The sequence below is a fragment of the Cupriavidus sp. GW823-FHT06D04 genome (genome assembly GCF_058795055.1).
Genome location: NZ_JBXAHL010000057.1, coordinates 1 through 17,503, shown reverse-complemented (window position 1 = coordinate 17,503; position 17,503 = coordinate 1). Strand labels below are relative to the sequence as shown.

The 17,503-nt window shown below is 68.2% G+C and carries 18 protein-coding genes; 9 read left to right on the top strand and 9 right to left on the bottom strand.

The genetic code is table 11. The features are described 5' to 3' along the window. Positions 1-37: 37 nt before the first annotated feature. On the bottom strand, positions 38-1,138 hold the full coding sequence (locus AC1Q7H_RS36780) for a CaiB/BaiF CoA transferase family protein (protein ID WP_211980957.1): 1,101 nt from the start codon (positions 1,136-1,138) through the stop codon (positions 38-40). A gap of 26 nt (positions 1,139-1,164) precedes the next feature. Here AC1Q7H_RS36780 and AC1Q7H_RS36775 point away from each other — a divergent pair, with 26 nt between their 5' ends. Continuing rightward, complete coding sequence (locus AC1Q7H_RS36775) at positions 1,165-1,380, top strand: N-formylglutamate amidohydrolase (protein ID WP_013956291.1); 216 nt, start codon at positions 1,165-1,167, stop codon at positions 1,378-1,380. A 13-nt stretch (positions 1,381-1,393) separates the two neighbouring features. On the opposite strand, the gene AC1Q7H_RS36770 is transcribed toward AC1Q7H_RS36775, so the two are convergent. The 3 genes from AC1Q7H_RS36770 to wrbA are packed head-to-tail and all read right to left on the bottom strand — an operon-like array spanning position 1,394 to position 3,837. Beyond that, entirely contained in the window at positions 1,394-2,812 is a 1,419-nt protein-coding gene (locus AC1Q7H_RS36770) for an FAD-binding oxidoreductase (protein WP_153956398.1), read from the bottom strand. A gap of 18 nt (positions 2,813-2,830) precedes the next feature. Further along, on the bottom strand, positions 2,831-3,238 hold the full coding sequence (locus AC1Q7H_RS36765; RefSeq protein WP_492382339.1) for a DUF2069 domain-containing protein: 408 nt from the start codon (positions 3,236-3,238) through the stop codon (positions 2,831-2,833). Next, the gene (gene wrbA / locus AC1Q7H_RS36760; protein ID WP_013956294.1) at positions 3,235-3,837 is read right to left on the bottom strand and encodes an NAD(P)H:quinone oxidoreductase; all 603 of its coding nucleotides are present in this window, start codon (positions 3,835-3,837) and stop codon (positions 3,235-3,237) included. Before wrbA ends, AC1Q7H_RS36765 begins: the two co-directional genes overlap by 4 nt. 166 nt (positions 3,838-4,003) lie before the next feature. On the opposite strand from wrbA, the gene AC1Q7H_RS36755 reads away from it, so the two are divergent. Continuing rightward, entirely contained in the window at positions 4,004-5,350 is a 1,347-nt protein-coding gene (locus AC1Q7H_RS36755) for a YihY family inner membrane protein (RefSeq protein ID WP_013956295.1), read from the top strand. A 32-nt stretch (positions 5,351-5,382) separates the two neighbouring features. Here the strand turns inward: AC1Q7H_RS36755 and AC1Q7H_RS36750 are convergent, their stop codons facing one another. The 3 genes from AC1Q7H_RS36750 to AC1Q7H_RS36740 all read right to left on the bottom strand — a co-directional run bounded on the left by AC1Q7H_RS36750 (position 5,383) and on the right by AC1Q7H_RS36740 (position 7,937). Next, positions 5,383-5,700, bottom strand: a complete 318-nt coding sequence (locus AC1Q7H_RS36750) for an Mpo1-like protein (protein ID WP_013956296.1) — start codon at positions 5,698-5,700, stop codon at positions 5,383-5,385. A 102-nt stretch (positions 5,701-5,802) separates the two neighbouring features. Next, a complete protein-coding gene (locus AC1Q7H_RS36745) occupies positions 5,803-6,627 on the bottom strand; it encodes an alpha/beta fold hydrolase (protein ID WP_153956397.1) in 825 nt (274 codons plus the stop codon). After that, positions 6,627-7,937: an O-acetylhomoserine aminocarboxypropyltransferase gene (locus AC1Q7H_RS36740; protein WP_013956298.1), complete on the bottom strand. Its 1,311-nt coding sequence runs from the start codon at positions 7,935-7,937 to the stop codon at positions 6,627-6,629. Before AC1Q7H_RS36740 ends, AC1Q7H_RS36745 begins: the two co-directional genes overlap by 1 nt. 239 nt (positions 7,938-8,176) lie before the next feature. Between AC1Q7H_RS36740 and AC1Q7H_RS36735 the strand changes: the two genes are divergently transcribed. The 5 genes from AC1Q7H_RS36735 to AC1Q7H_RS36715 all read left to right on the top strand — a co-directional run bounded on the left by AC1Q7H_RS36735 (position 8,177) and on the right by AC1Q7H_RS36715 (position 13,893). Then, complete coding sequence (locus tag AC1Q7H_RS36735) at positions 8,177-8,623, top strand: CBS domain-containing protein (RefSeq protein WP_013956299.1); 447 nt, start codon at positions 8,177-8,179, stop codon at positions 8,621-8,623. A 150-nt stretch (positions 8,624-8,773) separates the two neighbouring features. Further along, positions 8,774-10,672 (top strand): MFS transporter, encoded by a 1,899-nt coding sequence (locus tag AC1Q7H_RS36730; protein WP_013956300.1) that lies wholly within the window; start codon positions 8,774-8,776, stop codon positions 10,670-10,672. A gap of 27 nt (positions 10,673-10,699) precedes the next feature. Beyond that, positions 10,700-11,422 carry a glutathione S-transferase C-terminal domain-containing protein gene (locus AC1Q7H_RS36725; RefSeq protein ID WP_013956301.1) on the top strand — a complete coding sequence of 241 codons (723 nt, stop codon included), beginning with the start codon at positions 10,700-10,702 and terminating at the stop codon, positions 11,420-11,422. Positions 11,423-11,496: 74 nt separating this feature from the next. After that, on the top strand, positions 11,497-12,606 hold the full coding sequence (gene aroC, locus AC1Q7H_RS36720; RefSeq protein WP_041227845.1) for a chorismate synthase: 1,110 nt from the start codon (positions 11,497-11,499) through the stop codon (positions 12,604-12,606). Positions 12,607-12,618: 12 nt separating this feature from the next. Continuing rightward, a complete protein-coding gene (locus tag AC1Q7H_RS36715) occupies positions 12,619-13,893 on the top strand; it encodes an MFS transporter (protein ID WP_153956396.1) in 1,275 nt (424 codons plus the stop codon). On the opposite strand, the gene AC1Q7H_RS36710 is transcribed toward AC1Q7H_RS36715, so the two are convergent. Beyond that, positions 13,815-14,921, bottom strand: coding sequence for an NAD(P)/FAD-dependent oxidoreductase (locus AC1Q7H_RS36710; protein WP_013956304.1), 1,107 nt, complete (start codon positions 14,919-14,921; stop codon positions 13,815-13,817). The genes AC1Q7H_RS36715 and AC1Q7H_RS36710 overlap by 79 nt on opposite strands. Before the next feature lie 36 nt (positions 14,922-14,957). Next, positions 14,958-15,671 (bottom strand): FadR/GntR family transcriptional regulator, encoded by a 714-nt coding sequence (locus AC1Q7H_RS36705; protein WP_492382338.1) that lies wholly within the window; start codon positions 15,669-15,671, stop codon positions 14,958-14,960. 240 nt (positions 15,672-15,911) lie between these two features. Between AC1Q7H_RS36705 and AC1Q7H_RS36700 the strand changes: the two genes are divergently transcribed. Further along, on the top strand, positions 15,912-16,799 hold the full coding sequence (locus tag AC1Q7H_RS36700; protein WP_041227847.1) for a flagellar brake protein: 888 nt from the start codon (positions 15,912-15,914) through the stop codon (positions 16,797-16,799). A gap of 89 nt (positions 16,800-16,888) precedes the next feature. Next, on the top strand, positions 16,889-17,503 hold a 615-nt coding region (locus AC1Q7H_RS36695), incomplete at its 3' end, for an esterase/lipase family protein (RefSeq protein ID WP_492379904.1).

Below are 17,503 nucleotides of genomic sequence, written 5' to 3'. Positions count from 1 at the left end.
GTTTGGTCATTCTGTCCTGAGGGGCCTGTAGACCGGCCTACCGGATGGCCCCCGCCGCGCGCATGTGCACGATCTCTTGCTTCCCATAGCCCGCCGCCAGCAGGATCGCGTCGGTGTGCTCGCCAAGCATGGGCGCGCGCTGGCGTACCGCGCCGGGGGTGGCGCTGAGCTTGATCGGCACGCCGGCGATCTTGACCGGCGTGGCCGAGCCCGGTTGCTCAACGTCGACCAGCATTTCGCGCACGCGGTAGTGCGGGTCCGCGAAGATCTCCGCCGAGGTGTAGACCGGACCGAACGGCACCTTGCCGCCCAGGCACTGTGCGATCTCCTCTTTGGTGCGCGCGGTGCTGAACGCTTCGATGGCGTCGATCACTTGTTGCGCGTTGCGCACACGCGCGGCGTTGGTGGCGAAGTCCTCGTCGGTGGCCATCTCGGGGCGGCCGATGGCATGGGCCAGCTTGGCCCAGAACGCGTCGGTGGCGCAGGCGATCGAGACATGGCCATCGCGGGCGCGGAACAGGCCGAACGGGCACAGCAGCGGGTGGCGGTTGCCATCCGGCGCAGGCACGGTGCCGGTGTAGGAGGTCTGGTAGACGATGCGCTCGCACATGGCCAGCACGGCGTCGGTCATGGCCACGTCGACGAACTGGCCTGCGCCGGTCTCGCGCACACGATGCACAGCGGCCAGGATGCCGATGCACAGCATCAGCGCCGGCACGGTGTCACCGACGCCGGGGCCGATCTTGGTCGGGGTGTCGCGGTCCGGGCCGGTGATTCCCATCATGCCGCCCATCGCCTGCGAGACCACGTCATAGGCCGGCCATTGCGCATAGGGGCTCTCGCCGCTGCGCGGATCGCCGAAGCCGCGCACGGTGCCGTAGACCAGCCGCGGATTGGTCTCGCGCAGGGTTTCATAGGCCAGCCCGAGGCGTTCCATCACGCCGGCGCGGAAGTTCTCGACCACGATGTCGGCACCGTCGATCAGCTTGCGGACGATCTCGCGGCCCTTGTCGGTCTTCAGGTCGACTGCGATCGATCGCTTGTTGCGGTTCACGCTCTGGAAATAGCCGCCAAAGTCGCGCAGCGTGTCGTCGGCGCAGAAAGGGCCGGTGACGCGCGTGCCGTCGCCGGTCGACACAGTGCCTGCGCGGCTACGGCTACCGGGTGGGCATCAATTGGCCGTACAAGGGGGCGGAGCTGATCCGCGCCTATGCCGACCCGGCGCGCGGCCGCCACAGCCTGCAGATCGAAATCAACCGCGCGCTTTATATGGACGAGGCAAGGCTCGCGCAGCACCGCGGCTTCGCCGTGCTGCGCGGCCATCTCGACCAGTTGCTGGAGGCGGTGGCGGCATTTATCCGCGAGGCACTGGCGCGATGATGGCGCGGCGCGCTCAGATAACCTTGCCCGGATTCATCAGCCCCTGCGGATCGAGTGCGCCCTTGATCGCGCGCATCATGGCCAGCTCGACCTCGCTCTTGTAAAGCCGGTTTTCCTCGCGCTTGAGCTGGCCGAGCCCGTGCTCGGCGGAAATCGAGCCGTTATGCGAGCGCACGCTGTCGTGCACGATGCGGTTGACCTGGTCCTGGTGGGCCAGGAAGGCGTCATGGTCGACGCCTTCCGGCGGCGACACGTTGTAGTGCAGGTTGCCGTCGCCAAGGTGGCCGAAGGTCACCATGCGTGCGCCGGGGAAGGCGTTCTGCAGCAGCGCGTCGGTGGTCTCGATAAAGTCCGCCACACGCGACACCGGCACGGCGATATCGTGCTTGATGTTCTTGCCGTCTTCCACCTGCGCCAGCGGGATATGCTCGCGCAGGTTCCAGAAATCACGCGACTGCTGCACCGATTCCGCCACCACCGCGTCGGCGACCACGCCGGCATCGAAGGCGGCCGACATCATGGTTTCGAAGATGCCGCGCGCATGGGCTTCGCTTTCGCTGTCGGACAGTTCCAGCAGCACCAGCTGCGGGTGGATGTCTGCGAACGGATAGCGCAGCTGCGGGAAGTGCCGCGTCACCAGCGTCATGCTGAGCGCGGACATCAGCTCGAACCCGGTCAGCATGGCGCCCGCATGCGATTGCGCGATGGCCAGTAGCGCCAGCGCGGCGCGCGGGCTCGGCACCGCGGCCAGCGCGGTGACCGAGGCGCGTGGCAGCGGGAACAGCTTCATTACCGCGGCGGTGATGATGCCCAGCGTGCCTTCGGCGCCGATAAAAAGGTCGCGCAGGTCGTAGCCGGTGTTGTCCTTGCGCAGCCCGCGCAGGCCGTGCCAGATCTCGCCCGACGGCGTCACCACTTCCAGGCCCAGGCACAGCTCACGCGTGTTGCCGTAGCGCAGCACCGCGGTGCCGCCGGCATTGGTCGACAGGTTGCCGCCGATGGTGCAGCTGCCTTCGGCCGCCAGGCTCAGCGGAAACAGCCGGCCGTGCTCGCGCGCCACTTCCTGCAGGTGCTGCAGCACCACGCCGGCCTCGACCGTGATGGTGTTGTTGAGCGGATCCACCTGGCGGATGCGGTGCAGCCGCTGCAGCGAGACCACCACCTGGTCCTGCCCGGCCACCGGCGTGGCGCCGCCGCACAGGCCGGTGTTACCGCCTTGCGGCACCACGGCGATCTTGTGCGCATGGCAGGCATGGACCACCTCGGCGACCTCCTCGGTGGTGCCGGGGCGCAGCACCGCCAGCGCCTCGCCGCGATAGCGCTTGCGCCAGTCGGTCAGGTAGGGCGCCTTGTCGGCTGCATCGGTCAGCACGTGCTGCGCACCCAGCGCGGCGCGGCACAGTGCGAGGAAGGAGTCTTGAGGCGAGGTCATGGCGATGGCGGAATGGGGTCAGGACTTGGGCGCGGCTGGCTTGCCGGCCGCCCGGGCGCGGCGCTTGTAGGGGCGAAGGTACAGGATGGTGCTGGTGAAGTACACCAGCGTCAGCGCCACCTCCACCCACGCCAGCGTGGACGAGGGGGCGCGGTCGCTGGTGGCGCGCACGATGCCCTCGGTGAAGAACAACAGGATCAGCATCGACGACCACTGCATGGTGTAGCGGTTGCGCGTCAGCAAGCCGCGCAGCGGCAGCAGCAGCGGCAGGAACTTGATGATCAGCCACGACCCCCCGGGGCGCAGCGGCGCCAGGAACCATTCCCAGGCAATGCACAGCACCATCAGCGCCAGCAGGCTGCCCACGCTGAACCGGTACAGCCAAGGGCTGTGCAGCGCCTGGTCGCTCTCGGGGATGGGGATCATGCCGCGTCTCCCGCCAGGCGCAGCGCGGTCTGCGCCAGCCGCCGGCCCATGGCGATGGCCAGTCCAGATTCGTCTTCCGTGACCGGGCCGCGGTTGTCGCCGTGGGCATGGTGGCTGGGGCCGTAGGGCGTGCCACCGGAGGCCGTGGTCATCAGGCCCTTCTCGGAATACGGCAGGCCCAGGATCAGCATGCCGTGGTGCAGCAGCGGCAGCATCATCGACAGCAGCGTGGTTTCCTGCCCGCCGTGCAGGCTGCCGGTGGCGGTGAACACGCAGGCCGGCTTGCCGGTCAGCGCGCCCGACAGCCACTGCGCCACGGTGCCGTCCAGGAAGTACTTCATCGGCGCGGCCATGTTGCCGAAGCGGGTGGGGCTGCCCAGGGCCAGGCCGGCGCATTCCTCCAGGTCGCGCAGCTCGGCATAGGGCGGGCCGTCGGCCGGGATATCGGACGCGGTTGCCTCGCACACGGTGGAAACCGGCGGCACGGTGCGCAGCCGGGCCTGGGCGCCGGGGACGCTGTCAATACCGTTGGCAATCAGTTCGGCAAGTTTGCGGGTGCTGCCGTGGCGGCTGTAATACAGGACGAGGATGTCGGTCATGGAGCGGGATGGCCGGCGGTGGCGGGGTGGTGTTGCGCGAAGGATGCCGGAAGCAATGCGCGTATTATAGATGCGCCCCCCGCGCCATCTCCCATCGGCTTCGCGCCCCCGGTGCCGCGGGCCGCCTGTTTATCCGTCAGAACCAGATCCAGGAGGTCGTTTGCGCATGATTGGACCCCGCGTTGCCCGCCTGCGCCGGGAATGGAACCTGCAGAAGGTACGCGCCCTGGCGCGCTATGCACTGCGCCGCGCCGGCGAAGACCGGCTGCCGCAGGTCTCGGCCAGCCTGACCTTCACCACCGTGCTGGCCGTGGTGCCGGTGCTGACGGTGGCGTTCGCGCTGCTGGCCGCGTTCCCGGTGTTCCGCGACTTCCGCAACGCCATCGAGTCGTTCCTGTTCCAGAACCTGATCCCCGGCAACGTCAGTGAATCGATCCAGCGCTACCTCGGCATGTTCGCCAAGAGCGCGCGCGGGCTGACCGCAATGGGCCTGGGCGGACTGATGGTCACCTCGGTGCTGACCATGCTGACCGTGGAAGATGCGCTCAATGCGATCTGGCGCGTCAAGCAGCGCCGCCCGCTGGCGCAGCGGGTGCTGGTGTTCTGGGCGGTGCTGACCTTCGGGCCGGTGCTGATCGGCGCGAGCCTGTCGATCAGCTCTTACCTGATCTCGGTCTCGGCGGGCTATGTCGGCACCATGCCGGTGGGGCTGGGGCTGCTGGTGGGCGCAACGCCGGTGCTGCTGTCGGCGCTGGCCTTTGCCTTCCTGTACACGGCGGTGCCCAATGCCTATGTCGAATGGCGCGATGCCATCGTGGCGGGCCTGGTGGCGGCGATCGCGTTCGAGTTTGCCAAGCGCGGCTTCGGCTATTTCATCACGCATATCCCGACTTACACGGCGGTCTACGGCACCTTCGCGGCGCTGCCCATCTTCCTGCTCTGGATCTACCTGAGCTGGCTGGTGACGCTGCTGGGTGCGACCATCGCCGCCAACCTGCCGGTGATCCGGCAGGGCTACTGGCGCCGCCGCACCTTTGCCGGCAGCGAGTTCTTCGACGCGCTGGGCGTGCTGCTGCTGCTCTACCGCGCGCGCGACGAAGTGCCGCGCAGCGTCGGCGAACTGGACCTGGGCCGTAAGCTGCGGGTTGAGGCCGATTACCTGTCGGGCCTGCTGGGCAAGCTCAAGGCCTTGCACCTGATTGGACGCCTGCAGCAGGAGCGTGGCCAGGCCCACTGGGCGCTGCTGTGCGATCCGTCGCAGGTGACGCTGCGGACGTTGCATGACCGGTTGGTGCTGAACCTGCCGCGGCTGCCGCGCACGGCGCTTGCGCAGCAGCTTCGCGGCGCCGATGCGCTCAAGTCGATTCTGGACAATCCGCAGCTGGACCAGACGCTGGAGGCGGTGTTCCGGCAGCAGCCGGCCGATCTGCCGCCGACTGAAGGAGATGGGGGGAGCCATCTGCAGCGGCGCACGCTGGAAGTGGTGCCGCCGGGCTGGCATGGGCAGGTGTAAGGCCCGGGCCAGCCCGGCGACAGTGAAGTTGCCTAGAACGGAATCTTGCCCCGCCAGATATCGGCATACATCACCCAGTCTCCCATCAGGCTGTAAAGCGGATGCCGGAACGTCGCCGGCCGGTTCTTCTCGAAACCAAAGTGCCCGACCCAGGCAAAGGCGTAACCTGCCAGCACAGCGGCCAGCAGCCACCACGCATTGCCGGTAACCACCAGCGCCACCAGACACAGCAGCGCCACCGTCGACCCGGCAAAATGCAGCCGCCGGCAGGTACGGTTCTGGTGTTCGGCCAGGTAGTAGGGATAAAAGGCCGCGAAGTTTTCGAACTCGCGCGCGCGGGCGTGGGCCATGGCTGTCTCCGGCAGGTCTTGTTTTGTGCAGTGTAGACCTTCTGCGCAGAGGTGCCGGGAGGCTGGCCGCCGGCGTGGCCGGCCAGCCATCTGCGGCCAGGCTTAGCCGGCCGCGACCACCTTGCGCGCAAACGCCGCCAGCGCGTCCAGCACTTCATCCGGGCGTTCGCCCATCAGCGCGTGGCCGCACGGGACCGTGACCAGGTTCGCCTTGGCCATCTTGCCGGCCAGCGCCTGGGCCGCCTTGGGCGACGTCATCATGTCCTTGGTGCCGGTGATGAAGAGCGCGGGGCAGGCGACCGCGGCCGCGGCCTCTTCGCCATGGGCGTAGGCATTGCAGGCCGAGAAGTCATTGTGGAACACATGGGCCTGCGGGTTGTTGCGCGACACGCGCTCCATCAGCCGCTGGCTGCCGCCGTGCATCCACGCGCCCGGCCCGGGCGAAGACGGCTTGTTGGCCAGGCTCGAATGCGACCAGGTGTTGACCATGGCGATGGCCTCGCCCTCGCGGTTGAGCGAAGCGTCCAGCAGCGCGTCCGAGACCTTCATCGGGTAAGCCGTGGCCAGCAGGCCGATGCCGCGCACGGCCTGCGCATGCCGCGCCGCGCATTCCAGCGCGATCAGCGAGCCCATGCTGTGGCCGAACACGAAGGCCGGCGCCTTCACGCCGGCGGCCGCCACCAGCGCCATGACCCAGTCGGCCATGGCCTCGACGGTGGCCAGCGGCGCGCCCTTGCTGCGGTTGTGGCCCGGCAGGTCCACCGCCAGCACCGAGAAGCCGTGGTTGGCAAACCAGCGCGTCTGCAGGGCCCACACGCTGTGGTCGTTCTGCGCGCCGTGGACAAACACGGCACAGGGCAGGGCGGGATCGAAGGGTTTGCCGCCGGTATAGGCGTAGGCCGGCTGGCCTGCAATGGTCAGTTCCATCAGGCTTGCCCTCCCTTGCCGCTCATGGCCTTTTCGGCCGCCTTCAGGCCGCGCTTGAGATCGTCGATCAGGTCATCCGGGTCTTCCAGCCCGATCGACAGCCGGATCGTGCCCTCGGTGATGCCGGCCGACTGCAGCGCCGCCGCGTCCATGCGGAAGTGCGTGGTCGAAGCCGGGTGGATCACCAGCGAGCGTGCGTCGCCCACGTTGGCCAGGTGCGAGAACAGCGACATGCTCTCGATAAAGCGCTGGCCGGCCACGCGGTTGCCCTTCAGGTTGAAGCTGAACACCGCGCCGCAGCCGCGCGGCAGCAGGCGCTTGGCCAGTTCGTAGTCAGGGTGCGATTCCAGTTCCGGGTAGGACACCGATTCCACCATCGGGTGCGAGACCAGGAACTGCACCACCTTGCGAGTGTTGTCGACATGCCGGCTCATGCGCAGCGGCAGCGTCTCCACGCCCTGCAGCAGCTGCCAGGCGGCCATCGGGTTCATGCAGGCACCGAAGTCGCGCAGGCCCTCGCGGCGCGCGCGCAGCAGGAAGGGCGCCACCGTGCTTTCCTCGGTGAACACCATGTTGTGGAAGCCCTCGTACGGCTCGGACAGCTCCGGGAAGCGCCCGGAGGCCTCGAAGTCGAAGGTGCCGCCTTCGACCAGCACGCCGCCGATGGTGGTGCCGTGGCCGCCCAGGAACTTGGTGGCCGAATGGTAGAGCAGGCCGGCGCCGTGGTCGAACGGGCGCAGCAGGTAGGGCGTGGTGAAGGTGGAATCCACCAGCAACGGGATGCCGTTGTCCTGGCCCAGTTGCGCCAGCGTCGGGATGTCCAGCACGTCCAGTCCCGGGTTGCCCAGGGTCTCGCCGAACAGCAGCCGGGTATTGGGCCGGATCGCCGCGCGCCAGGCGTCGATGTCGCGCGCCTTGACAAAGGTGGTCTCGATGCCGAAGCGGCGCAGAGTGTAGTGCAGCAAGTTGTGCGAGCCGCCATACAGTGCCGACGAGGCCACCACGTGCGAGCCCGCGCCCATCAGAGTGGCCACCGCCAGGTGCAGCGCGGCCTGGCCCGAGGCCGTGGCGATGGCGCCGGCGCCGTTCTCCAGCGCGGCGATGCGCTCTTCGAGCACGGCCACGGTGGGGTTGGAAATACGAGAGTAGACGTGCCCCGCGCGCTCCATGTTGAACAGCGACGCGGCGTGCTCGCTGTCGCGGAACACGAAGGACGTGGTCAGGTGGATAGGGGTGGCGCGGGCCCCGGTGGCGGGGTCTGGCGCGGCGCCGGCGTGCAGCGCAAGCGTGTCGAATCGGGTTCCGGACATGGTCGGTCGGCCTTGAGTTGTCTCCGGCCAGCATCGTAGCACCGTGCGCCCGCCGACGCCCGCAAACCGGCCTCCCGCTTTACTTTGACGGCGGGTTTGGGCTAGGATCGGCCAACGGGGCGCTACGATGCAGAGTGCGCCCGCACACCCATAGACAGATAACAATGTGACCGGTATCGCCCCCTGTGCCCCCGGCCGGAGCGATGCCCTCAGTTTGAGCGCAGGCAGCGGAGACCAACATGAAAGTCAGCGACATCCTCCAGATCAAGGGCAATACGCTCTATACCGTGACGCCTGACACCTCCTTGCTGGTAGCCGTCCACACCATGGCCGAGCACGATATCGGCTCGCTGGTGGTGATGGAATACGGCGACCTGGTCGGCATGCTGACCTTCCGCGAGATCATCGAGACGCTGGCCCGAAATAATGGCAACGTCGGCAGCACCAGCATCCGCAAGGTGATGGACGATGCGCCGCTGACCTGCACCATGGAGACCGACGTCAACGAGGTCCGCCGCATGATGCTGGAACGTCACACCCGCTACCTGCCGGTGCTCGACAACCGCACGCTGATGGGCGTGATTTCCTTCTACGACGTCGCCAAGGCCGTAGTCGAGGACCAGAGCTTCGAGAACAAGATGCTCAAGGCCTATATCCGCGACTGGCCGGAAGAGCGCGCCGAGTAATTGCGCCGGGCCGCCCGGGCTGAAGCTTCCTTCGGAAATACCCTCGGTTGGCGCCACGGGGCCGTGGCGGGGTGGCGGCCGAACCCCGGCTCCGGCACACTAGCCGGCGTTCCCATTTCGGCGGCGGTCCCCTGACCGACCGGCCCATCCATGAGCCAACACAGCCAGTTCCGACTGCTCGGCCTGCGCCGCTTCGCCCCGTTCTTCTGGACCCAGTTCCTTGGGGCGATGAACGACAACGTCTTCAAGGTCGCCTTCACCTCGCTGGTGACTTACCACACGGCACTGTTCGAGGGCGTGGACGCGCGCAGCGCGGCCTTTCTGATCTCGGCCATCTTTATCGCGCCGTTCGTGCTGTTTTCGGCCACCAGCGGGCAGATCGCCGACAAGCTGGAGAAGTCGCGCCTGATCCGGCTGGTCAAGTCGCTGGAAATCGCCATCATGGTGCTGGGCCTGGCCGGCTTTGCCTGGCACAGCGCGCCGCTGCTGTACGCCGGCACCTTCCTGATGGGGCTGCATTCCACGCTATTCGGCCCGGTCAAGTTTGCCTACCTGCCGCAGCACCTGGATGAAAGCGAGCTGGTCGGCGGCAACGGGATGGTGGAGATGGGCACCTTTGTCGCGATCCTGATCGGGACGCTGATCGGCGGCGAACTGGCCGGGCTTCAGCAGGGCGGCACGATCGTGGGGCCGATGTACGTGGGCGCGGTGTGCGTGGTGATCGCGGTGGCGGGGCGGCTGGTGTCGGGCCGCATCCCGGTCTCGCCGGCGCCGCAGCCGGACCTGCGCATCAACTGGAACCCGTTCTCCGAGACCTGGCGCAACCTGGTGCTGGCGCGCGGCAACCGCACGGTATTCCTGAGCCTGCTCGGCATTTCGTGGTTGTGGTTCCTGGGCGCCACCTTCCTGACCTCGTTCTTCAGCTATGCCAAGGATGTGCTGGGCGGCGACCAGAACGTGGTGACGCTGCTGCTGGCGGTGTTCTCGCTGGGCATCGGCACCGGTTCACTGCTGTGCGAGCGCTTGTCCGGGCGCCATGTCGAGATCGGCCTGGTGCCGTTCGGCTCGATCGGCATGACAGTGTTCGCAGTCGACCTGTACTTTGCCAGCCAGGGGCAGGCACCCGTGGCGCTGAGCGGCATCGGCGGCTTCCTGGCCGAGCCGCGCCACTGGCGCGTGCTGGTGGACCTGTTCTTGCTGGCCATGTTCGGCGGGTTCTACAGCGTGCCGCTGTACGCGCTGATCCAGAGCCGCAGCGCACCCACGCACCGCGCCCGCATCATCGCCGCCAACAACATCCTGAACAGCTTCTTCATGATTGCCGCTTCGCTGCTGGGCGTGGCGATGACGCGGGCGGGCTACAGCATCCCGCAGCTGTTCCTGGTGGTGGGGCTGCTCAATGCGGTGGTGGCGGTCTACATCTACTCGCTGGTGCCGGAATTCCTGCTGCGCTTTATCGCGTGGATCCTGGTCCATACCCTCTACCGGCTGCGCCGCGTCAACGCCGAGCGCATTCCCGCCGACGGCCCGGCCGTGCTGGTCTGCAACCACGTCAGCTTTGCCGACGCGGTGGTGCTGATGGCCTGCAGCCCGCGCCCGGTGCGCTTCCTGATGGACCACAACATCTTCAGGGTGCCGCTGCTGTCGTGGTTCTTCCGCCAGGCCCGGGCGATCCCGATCGCGCCGGCGCACGAGAATCCGGACATGCTCAAGCGTGCCTATGACAGCGTGGCGCAGGCGCTGGACGAGGGGGATCTGGTCTGCATCTTCCCCGAAGGCAAGATCACCGCCACCGGCGAGATCAACCCGTTCAAGCAGGGCGTGCAGCAGATCATCCGGCGCACGCCGGTGCCGGTGGTGCCGATGGCGCTGCGCGGGCTGTGGGGCAGCTTCTTCTCGCGCAAGGGGGCACCGGCGATGTCGCGGCCGTTCCGGCGCGGCATCCTGAACCGGCTGGAGCTGGTGGTGGGCGAGCCCGTGCCGCCCGAGGCCGCCACCCCGGAGGGGCTGCAGCAGATGGTGCAGGCCCTGCGCGGCGACTGGCGCTAAATCCGTTGTGCGGAACCCGAATCCACAATGATCACGCTCTATACCTTTGGCCCCGCCTTCGGGCTGCCCGACGCCAGCCCCTTCGTCACCAAGGCCGAGATGCTGCTCAAGCTGGCCGGCCTGCCTTACCAGGCGCGCCGCGGCAGCCTGCGGCGCGCGCCCAAGGGCAAGCTGCCCTACCTGGACGACATGGGCCGGATCGTGGCGGATTCCACCATGATCCGCTGGCATATCGAGAAGACCTACCACATCGACTTCGACGCCGGCCTGAGCGCGGCCGAGCGCGGCATCGCCTGGGCCGCCGAGAAGCTGATGGAAGACCACCTGTACTGGGCGGTGGCGCGGGTGCGCTGGCTGGACCAGGCCAACTTCGACAAGGGGCCGGCCCAGTTCTTCCGCGGCGTGCCGGCGCCGGTGCGCGGCCTGGCCGAGCGGCTGGTGCGCTACAAGGTGCGCAAGACGCTGTGGGGGCAGGGCCTGGGCCGGCACAGCGAAGAAGACCTGGTGGCGCTGGCCAGCAAGGGCGTGACCTCGATTGCCGACATCCTGGGCGACAAGCCCTACCTGATGGGCAACGCGCCATGCGGGGCCGACGCCACGCTGTTTGCCTTTGCCGGCAGCCTGCTGTGCCCCGTATTCGACACTCCGATCCGCACCGCGGCCGAGGGGCATGCCAACCTGGTGGCCTATATGGAGCGGATGCGCGCCGAGTTCTACCCCGAACTGGTGCTGGCAAGCGCCGCCGCCTGAGCCTGTCGGGCCGCCCGAGGCCCGCCATTGGCCTTACAATGGAAACCTTCCCCAATTCCTGTGCGGTTTCCATCATGTCCGGCAACACCCTTGGCCTGCTTTTCACTGTTACCACCTTCGGCGAATCGCACGGGCCCGCCATCGGCGCGGTGGTGGACGGCTGCCCGCCGGGCATGGCGCTGACCGAGGCCGACATCCAGGGCGACCTGGACCGCCGCCGGCCCGGCACCTCGCGCCACGTCACGCAGCGCCAGGAAGCCGATCAGGTCGAGATCCTGTCCGGCGTGTTCGAGGGCAAGACCACTGGCACCCCGATCTGCCTGCTGATCCGCAATACCGACCAGCGCAGCAAGGACTACGGCAATATCGTCGAGACCTTCCGCCCGGGCCATGCCGACTACACCTACTGGCAGAAGTACGGCATCCGCGACCATCGCGGCGGCGGCCGCTCGTCGGCGCGCCTGACCGCGCCGGTGGTGGCGGCCGGGGCGGTGGCCAAGAAGTGGCTGCGCGAAAAGTACGGCACCGAGATCCGGGGCTACATGTCGCAGCTGGGCGAAATCGCCGTGCCGTTCACGGACTGGTCGCATGTGCCGCAGAACCCGTTCTTCGCGGCCAATGCCGACGTCATCCCTGAACTGGAAACCTATATGGACGCGCTGCGCCGCGACGGCGACTCCGTCGGCGCACGCATCGAGGTGGTGGCCAGCAACGTGCCGGTGGGCCTGGGCGAGCCGCTGTTCGACAGGCTCGACGCCGACATTGCCCACGCCATGATGGGCATCAACGCGGTCAAGGGCGTGGAGATCGGCGCCGGCTTCGACAGCGTGGCCCAGCGCGGCAGCGTCCATGGCGACGAGCTGACCGCCGAGGGCTTCCGCACCAACAATTCCGGCGGCGTGCTGGGCGGTATCTCCACCGGCCAGGACGTCACGGTGTCGCTGGCGATCAAGCCGACGTCTTCCATCCGCACCCCGCGCGAATCGATCGACAAGGCCGGCAATGCCGCCACCGTCGAGACCTTCGGCCGCCACGACCCGTGCGTGGGCATCCGCGCCACGCCGATCGCCGAGGCCATGCTGGCGCTGGTGCTGATCGACCACGCCCTGCGCCACCGCGCCCAGTGCGGCGACGTCAAGGTCGATACGCCGCGCATTCCCGCGCAGGCCGGCCAGACGCCTTGATCTGACCTCGCGTTGGCCACGCCTTTCGCGGGCGGCGGCGCCACCGGCGCCGGCCGCCCCGACTACGCCCGTTTCGGGCTCTTCTACCTTGGCTACTACGGCTACGTCGGCCTGATTTCGCCGTACGTCAGCCTGTATTTCGCCGACCGCGGCTTCAACCCGGTGCAGATCGGCGTGCTGATGGCGAGCTTCCAGGTCAGCCGCATCGTCGGGCCCTACCTGTGGGGCTGGCTGTCCGACGTGATGCACACGCGCGTGCGCATCCTGCGCGTGAGCGCGTTCACCTCGTTGTTGGCTTTCCTGATGCTGCCGGGTGTCGGCAGCTACGGCGGCATGATGGCGATGATGCTGACGCTGAGCCTGTTGACCAGCGCGATGTCGCCGCTGGGCGATGCCCTGACCATCTCCACGCTGCGCCGCTACGGCGCCTTCGACCATAGCTACGGCCGCATCCGCATGTTCGGCTCGGTCGGTTTTATCGGCGCGGTACTGGCCGGCGGGGCCTTGTTCGAAGCGGTCGGCATGCGCGCCTTCCCGTGGGTGGCCAGCACGCTGCTGGCGATCCTGGCCGGGGTGGTGCTGACCATGCGCGACGCCGCCGCCGACGGTCCGCACACTGCGCCGCCGCGCGCCTTGCCGCTGCTGCGCCGCCCGGACGTGGCCTGGTTCCTGGCGTCAGCCTTCCTGATGATGTTCGCGCACGCCGCGCTCTATGTGTTTTATTCGCTGTGGCTGGCACAGCTGGGCTACAGCAAGTTCGCCATTGGCGTGATGTGGACCATCGGCGTGGTCGCCGAGATCGTTTTCTTCTACTACCAGGGCCTGCTGTTCGCGCGCTATTCGCTGCGCACCATCCTGGCCGGCACCTTTGTGCTGGCGGCGCTGCGCTTCGGCCTGACCGGCTACTTTGCCCAGTTTGCCTGGCTCATGGCGCTGGTGCAGGTGCTGCACGCGGCCACCTTTGCCGCGCACCACAGCGCCAGCCTGAAGCGGTTGCAGGCCTGGTTTGCCGGGCCGCTGCAGGGGCGCGGGCAGGCGCTGTACACGGGCATTTCCTACGGCGTCGGCGGCACGCTGGGCGGGCTGGCGATGGGCTGGACCTGGAACGCGCTGGCGCCCGAGCATACGTTCGGGCTGGCCGCCATTGCCGCGGCGGCCGGCGCGCTCTGTGCGGTGATGAGCTTTCGCGCGGAAGGCGATGGCGCCGCTCAGGCCAGCGCTGCGCAGACCCGCTCGGCGATCGCCAGCGACGAGGTCAGCCCCGGCGACTCGATGCCGAACAGGTGAACCAGCCCCGGCACGCCGTGCACGGCGGGGCCGTCGATGCGGAAGTCTGCCGCCGCCTCATGCGGGCCGCTGATCTTGGGGCGGATGCCGGCATAGCCGGGTTGCAGCGCGCCGTCGGCCAGTCCGGGCCAGTAGCGCCGCACCTCGTCATAGAAGCCGTCGGCGTCGGCTGGGTCCACGCCGTATTCGATCTCGTCGATCCAGCGCACATTGGGGCCGAAGCGCGCCTGCCCGCCCAGGTCGATGGTCAGGTGCACGCCCAGCCCAGCCGCCTCGGGCACCGGGTAGATCAGCCGTGAGAACGGCGCGCGTCCGGCCAGCGTGAAATAGCAGCCCTTGGCGTAGTACTGCGGCGGGATATGGGCCTCGGGCATGCCGTCGATGCGGCGCGCCAGTTCCGGCGCGGTCAGCCCGGCCGAGTTCACCACCGTGCGCGCCAGCAGCGTGGTGACGCTGCCATCCTCGTTGCCGATCTCCAGCCGGATGCCGTCCGGCGTCACCGCGCCGCCCAGCACCGGCGACTGCACCGCCAGCATCGCGCCGGCGTTTTCCGCGTCGCCCAGCAGTGCGGTCATCAGGCCATGGCTGTCGACAATCCCGGTCGACGGTGACAGCAGCGCGGCATGGCACTGCAGTTGCGGCTCAAGCGCCTGCGCCTCGGCGCGGCTGACGAGGCGCAGGTCGTCCACGCCGTTGGCCGCCGCCTTGGCGCGGATGCCTTCGAGCGTGGCCACCTGGGCCGCGCTGGTGGCCACGATCAGCTTGCCGCAGCGCTGGTGCGCCACGTGGTGGCTGGCGCAGTAGTTGTACAGCATGGCCTTGCCGCGCACGCACAGCTGCGCCTTGAGCGAGCCGGCCGGGTAGTAGATGCCGGCGTGGATGACCTCGCTGTTGCGCGCGCTGGTGATGGTGCCGAAGGCGTTCTCGGCTTCCAGGATGATTACTTCGCGGCCCTGCAGCGCGAGTGCGCGCGCCACCGCCAGTCCCACCACGCCGGCGCCGATGACGACGCAATCCACTGTTTCCATGGTTGTTCCTCGCTTCAATGTCTGTGTGTTCGGGACTCAGGCCGTCAGGTCGAGGCGCGCGGCGGCGGCCGCAAGGTGCTGTTGCGCGGCGTTGCGGGCGGCCGCGGCGTCGCCGGCGGCAATGGCTTCGGCCAGCGCCGCATGTTCCTGGTCGGCGGCGCGCGGCGCGCCGGTCGTCACGCTCAGCCGCGAGGTGTTCTCCCAGGCGCGCTGGCGCGCGGCCAGCATCTGCTGGCTGACGAAATCGGTCAGGCCGGTAAAGCAGGGGTTGTGCGTGGCTTCCGCAATGGCATGGTGGAAGGCCATGTCGGCCGCCGCCGCGCTGGCCATGTCGCCCTGGCCGTCGGCCTGTGCCTGCATCGCCGCCAGTGCGCCGCGGATGGCATCGATATCGGCATCCGTGCGCCGCTGCGCGGCCATTTCGGCGCAGGCGGTTTCCACCACCCGGCGCAGTTCGAACAGCTGCGCCAGCGTCGGGCCGCCGTCGGGCGCGCTGGCCACGCGCCAGGCCTGGCCGCCCGGCGTCTCCGACACATAAGCGCCCGAGCCCTTGCGCGTCACCAGCACGCCATCGGCCTTCAACTGGGCGATGGCCTCGCGCACGATCGGCCGGCTCACGCCGAAGGTGTCGGCCAGGCTGGCCTCGGCCGGCAGGCGCGCGCCCGCGCCATAGCGGCCGGCGAGGATATCGTCGTGCAGGGTCTGGGCGATACGGCTGGCGAGGGAGGCCGGGCGAGGCAGGATGGTCATGGTTTGATATGTCAGGCTGTCAGACAGCTTTTGCGGATTTTCGGCCTAACTTTGCGGCGCGTCAAGGTTTCCGTAGGGAGCGAATGCTACACATGCGGCCTTAGTCAATCGCCGAGGGCTTAATTTCGCCGCGCCGGCGCCGATAGAAACCTGATACAGGTGGCGGATCCTGCGCGTCAGCTCCGCCCAGGGCTTGCCATGCCCCGTGGCGTCCAATGCCGGGGCCTACTGCGAACAGCCATGATCCAGCTCACACCTAACGATCTTCCCGTCGGATACCCGCTGCCCTGGTCATTGCTCGATGGCGAGGGCAACCTGGTGCTCGGCAGCGGCAGTGTCATTCCCGATGAACGCGACCTGGCGCTGGTGTTCCACCATGGCGTGGTCTGCCGCGAAGATGGTCACGACGATGCCGATGACGAACTGCGTCCGACCACCGGGCCGCTTGGCCTGCAGGTCGGCACGCTGCTGCATGTCAAGCATGAGGGCGAGGCCGCGCGCCCGGCCGCCAGCCGCCTGATCGGTTTTATCGAGCAGGGCCTGTTTGTCACCTGGCCGCAGCTCGGCGGGCGCGACCTGCCGCTGCAGGCGGGCGATTCCGTGCTGCTGCGCGGCTTCTCCGGACAGGCCATCCACAGCTTCACCTCGACCATCACCGCCGTGTGCCGCAGCCCGTTTCGCTACCTGGTGCTGTCGGCGCCGGTGCAGAAGCACGCAACGCCGGTACGCAAGGCCGCGCGCGTGCCTACCCGGCTGGCGGCCTACCTGACCGAGCCCGGCGATGACGACGGCATCGACACCGGCACGGCGCGGCTGGCGCTGCTGTCCGACCTCAGCACCGGTGGCGCGCTGGTGCAGACCACCGCGCCTGCGCCGGCGCCGGGCAGCCGCGTACGGCTGCGCTTCAAGATGCGCACGGCGTCGCTGGACAGCGAGGTCACCATCGACGGCTGGGTCCGCCTCGCGCCCCCCGGCGCGGCCAGCGACGATGCCGACTTCCCGGCCTTCGGCGTGGCCTTCGACGTGCTGGCCGAGCGCGAGCTGACGCTGCTGCAGTGCTACATTTACGAACAGCTGCTTTCCAGCACCCGCATGCCCTTGCAGCCCGCGGCTGTATTGGCCGTTTAGAAGGAATCCGCTAATGTTTTGATTGTCTCCTCGCGTCGGCCCGTCTTTACTGCTTCCAACATAAAAAGACCCACCACCGAGGAGACAAGATGGAGCACTGCGGACACCACGCGTGCGGACAACGCACGCCCGCGCTACGCGAGCAGAAGGCCGGCAAGGCCTGGCACAGGCTGGCAGGCACAGCCGCGCTGGCCGTGGCGGCCATGCTGGCGCAGCCAGCACCCGCGCTGGCCGCGAGCGGCGACTATGCGAAGACGCGCTACCCGATCGTGCTGGTCCACGGATTGACCGGCGCGGCCAAGATGGGTGGTGCGCTCGACTACTGGTATGGCATCCCCGAGGTGCTGCGGGCCAACGGCGCGCAAGTCTATGTGGCCACGGTGCCGTCGTTCAACAGCGATGAAGAGCGCGCGCTGGCGCTGCAGGCCTATGTGCACGCGGTCAAGCTGGAAAGCGGCGCCGACAAGGTCAACCTGATCGGCCACAGCCAGGGCGGGCCGACCTCGCGCATGCTGGCGGCGATGTCGCCGCAGGACGTGGCCTCGGTCACCACCATCGGCAGCCCGCATCGCGGCAGCGAAGTGGCCGACACCGTGCTGGACCTGATCAATGGCTTGACATCCTCCTCGTCCTCAGCCTTCGGCTGCCGCCTTACGGCGGAAAGGACGAGGATTCCTACGGCGCTACGTGATGCTCTACGTAGT